This window comes from Pseudodesulfovibrio sp. JC047, assembly GCF_010468615.1.
In the GTDB taxonomy this organism is placed as follows: Bacteria; Desulfobacterota; Desulfovibrionia; order Desulfovibrionales; family Desulfovibrionaceae; genus Pseudodesulfovibrio.
The window spans coordinates 1-318 of sequence record NZ_WUEH01000127.1 but is presented as its reverse complement, the minus strand read 5'-3'; the positions used below and the strand labels follow the sequence as shown (position 1 = coordinate 318).

The 318-nt window shown below is 34.6% G+C and carries 1 protein-coding gene; it reads right to left on the bottom strand.

The annotated features are described in order from the left end of the window. Positions 1-206, bottom strand: a 206-nt coding sequence (locus GO013_RS16870; RefSeq protein WP_203529729.1) for a hypothetical protein, incomplete at its 3' end; no start/stop codon positions are given. Positions 207-318 lie beyond the last annotated feature (112 nt).

The following is a 318-nucleotide window of genomic DNA, read 5'->3' as shown; positions in this document are numbered from 1 at the left end:
CCTATAATATCCTTAGCCACGCTCAAAATCGCACTAATGACGCTCTCATACACATTCTGCAAACCCATAGGCACCATCTGCATTTTGCGCGACGCACCAAGCGAGATTAAAAACATCAAAACCGCTGTCAAAACAACAAAAAACCCGGTGATAAAATCATGATTGGAGCTAAAAAAATTAGCAATAGTAAATACTCTGTGTTCCATGAAAAAGTTTCTCTAAGCCTTATTGAAAATTTCCTTAATTGTAGCAATTAAGTTTTAAAAACTCATTAAACCAAGCTTTTTAACGAGTTTTTTAATGATTTGTCTTGTTTTC